Genomic DNA, 8,009 nt, shown 5'->3' with positions numbered 1-8,009 from the left:
CGCGGCTAATCCGGCAACCGCACACACATTCACACCCTCACGTCCGTAACAGGGCGCGCCGTGGTGTGTTCGAATGCTCTTTTGGGTTGCCAAACGCCCCCAGAACACGAACGCCTGCTGAATAATCATCCGCGATCTAGTGGAGGACTTTCAAGCGCAATCTGGGCCAATCTCTCGAGCCACCTCAATCCACGTACGAGATTCTCCAGAGCTTGCCGCCGCCGTCGTCGCTCACGATCAAAGACCCGTCGGACGCCTGAAGGAGGCCGACCGGCCGTCCCCAGACCTCGCGCTTCTTCGGATCCAGCATCCAGCCTCTAAGGAAGCTCTCGGGTCCCGCAGTCGGCTCACCGTCGGCAAAGGGTACGAAGGCAACCTCATAGCCGATGCGCTCGGCACGATTCCATGACCCGTGAAACGCGAGGAACATGCCGCCCTGGTATTCGGGGGGAAACTGCTCGCCGGTGTAGAAGAGGATGTCGAGCACGGCCACGTGCGCGCCGAGCAGGACGTCGGGGTACAAGGTGCTCTTCACCTTCGCCTCATCGACCTTCTCGTGCCGTGGTTCTCGGTGCGGACCGATGTAGCTGATCGGCCATCCATAGAAGCCCCCCTCTTTGATCTTGACGACGTAATCGGGGACCAGATCGTCCCCGAGCCCGTCCCGCTCCTGAACGGCTGCCCAGAGATCTTCGGTCCCGGGATACCAGCGCAGGCCGATGATGTTTCGAAGTCCGGTAGCGACGGTCTCGTGTCCACTACCATCGGGGTTGAAGCGATGGAGAGCGGCCCGCATCGGATCCTCGTCGAGATCGATGTTAGACCGCGAGCCTACTGTCAGATAGAGCTTCTCGTGATCGCGATCAAAGAGCAACGTACGGGTCCAATGGCCCTGGCCGAATTCTCCGAGCGGGATGATCTCCTCGCCGCCACCCGTCACTTTCATCGCCTCGGCGTCGTAGCGGTAACGCTTGACCGAGGTCGTTTCCGCAACGTAGAGCCATCCGTCATCGAGCTCGAGCCCGTACGGTCGATCGAGCCCGTCGATGACCTTGTTCATGGAGCCGTCTTTGAGAACGTAGATGATGCCATCGCGACCGTCACGGGAGCCGCTGTCGCTGAGGAGGACCTCGTTGCTCGGGCCGAGCATCATGAAGCGCGGCCGAACGAACCCGCTCATGTACTCCTCGATGGTGAAACCTTTCGGGAGCTGGAGAACGGCTCCATCGGGTCTCGAGATGACCTCCGGCCGGTTCCTCGCGGAATCGGTGTGAAACGGCTCCGGCAAATCCTTCCAGTTGACCGGGCGCTCGTTCGACTGGCCGAAGGCCGACGCTCCCACGAAGAACAACGACAGCGCGAGCGCCAGCCGGATCGTCACGTTTTTCATCGCCACCTCGACCGACCATACTACCTCAGCCCGACGAAGCTCCTCCTGAGCGCCAATTGCCCCAGTCGTGCTCGCCCTCGCCGGGGATGTTGGCCCAGCTGATTCAATCAGCGCGGTCCGGACTGGATTCCTGTCGTGGCACGGGACTTGCTAAACTTGCTCCCGAAGGTAAACGAGACGAACCATGGAGCATACGAGCCTCGCACACAAGATCGAGATCAGGGTTCCTTATGAGGATGCGGTAGAGAAGGTCATGGATGCCCTGAAACACCAGGGATTCGGCGTCTTGACGGCCATCGACGTCAAGGACACCCTGGAAAGAAAGCTTTCCGTCACGTTCCGCAAATACGTCATCCTGGGCGCGTGCAACCCGCCGCTCGCCGAGCGCGCGCTGAGAGCGGAGCTCGACGTCGGCGTTCTCCTTCCGTGTAACGTGGTGGTCTACGAGACGCACCCGGGGAGGTCGGCCGTCGCCGCGATGGCTCCCGTATCGGCGATGGGGTTGATGGGTGACAATGCAGCCATCAAGGAGGTAGCGGCCGAAGCCGATCTCCGGCTGCGGGAGGCCCTCGCGAGCCTCGAGCGCGAGCACGGCAAGTAGGCCGTATCGAATCGTCGAGTCGGAGCTCCTGCGTGCCTCTTAGGATCGAACTCTGACGAGGACTCCACGAAGCACCCCAGCGGTTGATCGCTTGCGGTAGTCCGCCCCAGGGCATCGGTGTTATGCTACGCGGAGCGCGAGAGGGCGAACGGACCGGAGGCGACGTCCATCGAAGCGATAACAAGCCCCTCATTCAATTCTGGGACTCGAATGACGTGAGGCGTGAGCCAATGAGGATCGCAGCTGCGATGCTTCCCGTCGCGGCTTTGTGGCTGACTCACCCGGACGAGTCCGGAGCGACCGGTGCCAACGGCGAAACCGGGCGGGAAGCCGCGGTCGAGGCCTCGTCGCTCGAGCTCGCCCGTGCGGTGATCGAAGAGACCTGCTGGCAATGTCACAACGACGCCGCGCTGGTGGGAAACATGTCGCTGGACTCGTTCGATGTCTCCGCCGCCCCGAACGATGCAGCGCTCGCGGAGAAGATGATCCGCAAGCTGAGAGCGGGAATGATGCCGCCCCCCGGCGTTCCTCGACCGAGTGAAGAGGGCCTGAAGGCCCTCGTGGACGAGCTCGAGACCCAGCTCGATAACGTGGCCGAGCGTAGGCCGAACCCCGGCCGGCGGACTTTTCAGCGGCTCAATCGAGCCGAGTACGCGGCCTCGATCCACGATCTTCTGGCCCTCGACATCGATGCCGGTGATTACCTTCCCCTGGACACGAAGAGCGCCAATTTCGACAACATCGCCGACGCGCAGCTGCTCTCGGCAACGCTGATGGAAGGCTATCTCCGGGCGGCGAGCGAGCTGAGCCGTCTGGCCGTGGGCGATGCGAACGCCACTCCGAGAGAGGCGACCTACAAGGTCACGCGCTGGGCCTCACAAACGGAGCAGGTCGAGGGAGCACCGTACGGGACCCGCGGAGGGGTCTCGGTGACGCACAACTTCCCCGCGGACGGCGAGTACCTATTCAGGGTGTCCTTCCACCACGAGACCACCGGGGCCCTCCACGGGAGCGCTCCCGCCATCCTCCACACGTCGGCCGACAACCCGGAGCAGATCGAGATCTCGGTCAACGGCGAGCGGATTGCGCTCCTCGACATCGATCGGTGGATGCACGTATCGGATCCGAACGGCGTGAACTTGCGGACCGATCCGGTTTTCGTCCGCGCCGGCGCGCATCGAGTGGCCGCGGCCTTCATCCGGAAGTTCGAAGGACCGGTGCAGGATCTGATCGCTCCCCATGATTGGTCCATCGCCAGCACCAGCATCGCCGACGCCTACGGGATGACGAGCCTCCCCCACTTGAGGGATCTGGCCATCACCGGACCGTACAAGGCAACCGGGGTCTCGGAGACGGGAAGCCGCCGGAAGATCTTCACCTGCCATCCCGTTTCGCCGGAGGACGAGTCTTCCTGCGCCAGCGAAATCGTTTCCCGCCTGAGCTCGCAGGCATACCGACGGTCGCTGTCAGCGAGCGAGCTCGAGCGGCTGATGTCTCTCTACGAACTCGGCAAAGAACCGGGAGGGTTCGAATCGGGAATTCGTACCGCTCTCGAGGGGATCCTGGCGAGCCCCCATTTCGTGTTCCGTTTCGAGGAGCCTCCCGCCTCCTCCGAAGACGGGGAAGCCTACCGCCTCGACGAGCTGGACCTGGCCGCGCGCCTCTCCTTCTTCCTTTGGGGCACCGGGCCGGACGAGGAGCTCGTCGCCCGCGCCCGAGAGGGCGGCTTGTCGGAGCCGAGAGCCCTCGAAGCGCAAGTGCGAAGGATGTTGGCCGACCCTCGCTCGAAAGCTCTGGCGACGCGCTTCGCCGCACAATGGCTGCGCTTGCAGGACCTGGAGCCAATGCACCCGGACGTTCGGCTCTATCCCGACTATCACGATCAGCTCAAGAATTCGATGAGGCGCGAGACGGAGCTCTTCTTCGAGAACCTGATTCGCGAGGACGGAAACGTGCTGGAGCTCCTCGAGGCGAACTACTCGTTTCTCGACGAGCGGCTCGCTCGACACTACGACATCCGCGGCGTCATCGGCAGTGACTTCAGGCGGGTCGCCTACCCGGATGGGCGGCGCGGGGGCTTGCTTGGCCACGGCAGCATCCTCACCATGACCTCGCACGCCAGCCGAACGTCTCCGGTGCTCCGAGGCAAGTGGGTCATGGAGGTCCTCCTGGGAAGCCCGCCTCCACCCCCTCCGCCCAACGTCCCGGAGCTGGAAGCTTCCGGGGATGCCGAAGACGGCCGTCTCCTTTCCGTGCGCGAGCAGCTGGAGAAACATCGCTCCGATCCCGCCTGCCATTCGTGTCATCGCGTGATCGATCCGATCGGCCTCGTCCTGGAGAACTTCGATGCCACGGGAGCGTGGCGGATCCGGGACAACGGGGTCCCCATCGATACATCGGGAGAGCTCTACGACGGCACGGCGCTCGAGAGCCCATCGGATCTCAGGGATGCCCTTCTGGACCACTCGACGTCGTTTATACGAACGTTCACCGAGAACCTCATGGCTTACGCCCTGGGCCGTCGAGTCGAGTACTATGACATGCCGGCGATCCGCAAGATCGAGCGCGATGCGTCCGGAGACGACAATCGCATGTCCGCCTTCATTCTCGGGGTCGTGAAGAGCCCGGCGTTTCACATGAAGGCCGCGGTGATCGACGAGCCGACGACGGCGAACGGGAGTCATTGATTCGAGCACACAGGAGGCCTGTCCGATGGGATGCATAACCGGGAAGCACATTCCCCGCCGTACGTTTCTCCGCGGGATGGGTGCGAGCGTAGCCCTGCCATTTCTGGAGGCGATGTTGCCTGCGCGCAAAGCCTGGGCGACGTCGTCGTTCGAACGCACTCCCCTGATCTGCATCGAGATGGTCCACGGCTCGGCCGGCAGCACCAAATGGGGATCCACTCAACATTTCTGGTCCCCCGCCGCCACCGGCAGAGACTTCGATCTCGGCCCCACGGCGATGAGCTCTCTCGAGCCGTTCCGCGATTATCTCACCATCGTCAGCGACACCGACGTGCGCAACGCCGAGGCTTTCGCCCCCAAGGAGATTGGCGGCGACCATTTCCGCTCGAGCGCGGTCTTTCTGACGCAGGCACATCCCAAGCAGACCGAGAGCTCCGATGTGTACGCCGGGACCTCACTCGATCAGATTTACGCGCAACGGTTCGGCCAGGACACGCCCATTCCCTCGATGCAGTTGTGCATCGAGAATGTGGACCAGGCGGGCGGATGTGCCTACGGCTACTCCTGTGTGTACACGGACACGATCAGCTGGAAGTCTCCCGCCGAACCGCTGCCCATGATCCGCGATCCCCGGGTTGCGTTCGACATGCTCTTCGGCGCCGGTGGCACCGCGGAAGAGAGGGCCGCCCGCCGGCAGACCGCGCGGAGCGTTCTCGACTTCGTCGTCGGTGAAGTGTCGGAGCTTCAGGCGAAACTCGACGCCGCCGACCGACAGCGGCTGGATCGATATCTCGAGAACGTGCGAGAGATCGAACGGCGGATTCAAAAAGTCGAGGAGCGCAACCTGAGCGGAGAGGTGCGCGAGCTGCCCGAAGCGCCGCCCGGTGTTCCCGATTCCTTCGACGAGCACGTCAAGCTGATGTTCGATCTCATGGCCCTCGCGATCGAGGCGGACATCACCCGGGTGTTCACGTTCAAGATGGGTCGCGACGCGTCGGGGCGCGTCTATCCCGAAAGCGGCGTCGACAAACCGTTTCATCCGGCCTCGCACCACGGCGACAAGGAGAAGAACATCGAGGAGTTTTCTCGGATCAATCGATATCACGTGAGCCTCATCCCCTATCTTCTCGCCAAGCTGCAGAGTCTCCACGAGGCGGACGCCACCCTGCTGGACAAATCGATGATCATTTATGGCTCTCCCATGGGAGATCCGAACGTGCACAATCACAAGCGGTGCCCGCTCTTCGTCGTCGGTGGGGTGAATGGAAGGCTCGGGGGGGGCGTTCATCTCAAGGCGGAGCCGGGTACGCCGATGGCAAACGTGATGTTGAGCCTGATGCACGTGCTCGGCCTCGACGACGTGCAAAGCTTCGGAGATGCCGTCGCTCCGTTCTCGTTGTCCATCTGATTACTGGCAGGGTGATGAAAAACTCAGTCCACCCTGCGCGAGCGGAGCGAGCCCCGCGCGGCTGCCGCGCCGTAAGCAGCCCGAGCCGTGGCGGCACGATCGATTACGGGTCCCGCCACGGCTTTGAATACTAGAGAGAGGAGAAGCCCATGTTTGAGGCGAACGCACGACGAGGCTCGGGAGGCGGGGTTCTTGGCCTCATGAGCCTGGCGGCACTCTTCTGGGCCGCGACCGTCACTCCGCGGACTTCGCCCGAGTCCAACGTGGCTGACGCGGCGAGGCTGAGCGACATCGACGAGGTCCGGACTCTGATCGAGCGAGGTGCCGACGTCGACGCCGCCCAGGGCGATGGGATGACCGCTCTGCATTGGGCGGCCAAGACCGGGAACGTGGAGCTCGCGCGAGTCTTGATCGAGGCGGGCGCTAATCTGGACGCTAAGACGCGGATCGGCGAGCACCGGCCGCTACACGTGGCGAGCGCCGAGGGAAGATCCTCGGTGGTGCTGGCTCTGCTCGAGGCAGGCTGCCGAGTCAACGAAACGACGACGACCGGTGCTACCGCGCTTCATTTCGCCGCCGGCTCCGGAAGCGCCGAGGCCGTCGCCATTTTGTTACAACATGGCGCGGAGGTGAATCCGAAAGAGCCGGTCTGGGGACAGACCCCACTGATGTTCGCCGCCGCGGCGGGCCGCACCGACGTCGTCGAAGTGTTGCTCGAGCACGGGGCCGATCCCGCGATTGCCGCCAAGATGGTCGACGTGGCCGCGCGAAACAAGCTGGACCGGGCCGAACGACGCGAGCGGAATCGGCGTGTCGCGGAGCTCCGGTCGACGGAAAAAGACGTCGTGGGTCAGCCGCCCTCGACGAGCGACCAGGCGCGATCGCAAGCCATCGCCGAGAGCCAGAGGGAAAGAGAGGAAGCGGAGAAGAGAGGAAACGAGCCCGAGCCCCTCAACTATGCGGACCTGGTCGGTATGCATGGCGGACTGACACCCCTTCTCCTTGCCGCGCGCGAAGGCCACACCGAGTCGGCTCTCGCCCTCATCAAAGGCGGGGCCGATATCAACCAGGTGAGCCGGGCGGACGGGACGAGTCCCATGCTCATCGCCATGATCAATGGTCATTTCGATCTCGCCATGAGGCTCTTCGAGCTCGGAGCCGACCCGAACCTGGCGAGCGACGCCGGGGCCACACCGCTCTACGCCGCTCTGAACATGCATTGGGCGCCCAAGGCGCGTCATCCTCAACCCGTCGCCTACCTGCAGCAAAAACTCACTTATATGGAAGTGATGGAAACCCTGTTGAAGGCTGGCGTCGACCCGAACGTCCGGTTGAAGAAAACGCTCTGGTACACGACTTACAATCGGGACCTGCTCGGCGTCGACCGAACCGGCGCCACGCCGTTCTGGCGCGCGGCTTATGCGCTCGATATCACTGCGATGCGTCTGCTTCTGGCCTACGGAGCCGATCCGAGCCTACCCACCATCAAGGTGCCCGAAAGACGTGACCCCGAGCTGGGCGAGGTCGATGACGTCGATCGGTCCGGGCTGCCGCCGGTGCCGATGGGTGGACCGGCGGTCTATCCCATCCACGCCGCCTCGGGCGTGGGCTACGGGCAGGGCTTCGCCGGAAACTCGCATCGTCACGTGCCGGACGGCTGGCTTCCGGCCGTCAAATTCCTCGTAGAAGAGCTGGGCGCCGACGTCAACGCAAGGGACCACAATGGCTACACGCCGCTCCATCATGCGGCCGCCCGGGGAGATAACGAGCTCATCCTCTATCTCGTGTCCAAGGGTGCCGATGCTACCGCGCTCGCCCGCAACGGGCAGACCACGGCCGACATGGCGAACGGGCCGGTGCAGCGCGTCCAGCCCTTCCCGGAAACGGTCGCGCTGCTGGAGAAGCTGGGCTCCCAAAACAACC

The 8,009-nt window shown here is 63.6% G+C and carries 5 protein-coding genes; 4 read left to right on the top strand and 1 reads right to left on the bottom strand.

From position 1 onward, the window contains the following. Positions 1 to 184 precede the first annotated feature (184 nt). The gene (locus tag VEK15_06170; GenBank protein ID HXV60261.1) at positions 185 to 1,390 is read right to left on the bottom strand and encodes a PQQ-dependent sugar dehydrogenase; all 1,206 of its coding nucleotides are present in this window, start codon (positions 1,388 to 1,390) and stop codon (positions 185 to 187) included. Positions 1,391 to 1,574: 184 nt separating this feature from the next. Between VEK15_06170 and VEK15_06165 the strand changes: the two genes are divergently transcribed. The 4 genes from VEK15_06165 to VEK15_06150 all read left to right on the top strand — a co-directional run. After that, positions 1,575 to 1,991, top strand: coding sequence for a DUF302 domain-containing protein (locus tag VEK15_06165; GenBank protein HXV60260.1), 417 nt, complete (start codon positions 1,575 to 1,577; stop codon positions 1,989 to 1,991). Between the two features lie 230 nt (positions 1,992 to 2,221). Beyond that, on the top strand, positions 2,222 to 4,678 hold the full coding sequence (locus VEK15_06160) for a DUF1592 domain-containing protein (protein HXV60259.1): 2,457 nt from the start codon (positions 2,222 to 2,224) through the stop codon (positions 4,676 to 4,678). 25 nt (positions 4,679 to 4,703) lie between these two features. Beyond that, on the top strand, positions 4,704 to 6,086 hold the full coding sequence (locus tag VEK15_06155) for a DUF1552 domain-containing protein (GenBank protein HXV60258.1): 1,383 nt from the start codon (positions 4,704 to 4,706) through the stop codon (positions 6,084 to 6,086). Positions 6,087 to 6,235: 149 nt separating this feature from the next. After that, a partial coding sequence (locus VEK15_06150; protein HXV60257.1) for an ankyrin repeat domain-containing protein occupies positions 6,236 to 8,009 on the top strand: 1,774 nt, incomplete at its 3' end.

This window comes from Vicinamibacteria bacterium (genome assembly GCA_035620555.1).
GTDB lineage: Bacteria > Acidobacteriota > Vicinamibacteria > Marinacidobacterales > SMYC01 > DASPGQ01.
This window is presented reverse-complemented; position numbering and strand designations above follow the sequence as displayed.

Coding starts and splice junctions, on each gene's coding strand:
- VEK15_06155 (HXV60258.1), top strand. CDS start 4,704: ATGGGATGCATAACCGGGAAGCACATTCCCCGCCGTACGTTTCTCCGC.
- VEK15_06170 (HXV60261.1), bottom strand. CDS start 1,390: ATGAAAAACGTGACGATCCGGCTGGCGCTCGCGCTGTCGTTGTTCTTC.
- VEK15_06160 (HXV60259.1), top strand. CDS start 2,222: ATGAGGATCGCAGCTGCGATGCTTCCCGTCGCGGCTTTGTGGCTGACT.
- VEK15_06165 (HXV60260.1), top strand. CDS start 1,575: ATGGAGCATACGAGCCTCGCACACAAGATCGAGATCAGGGTTCCTTAT.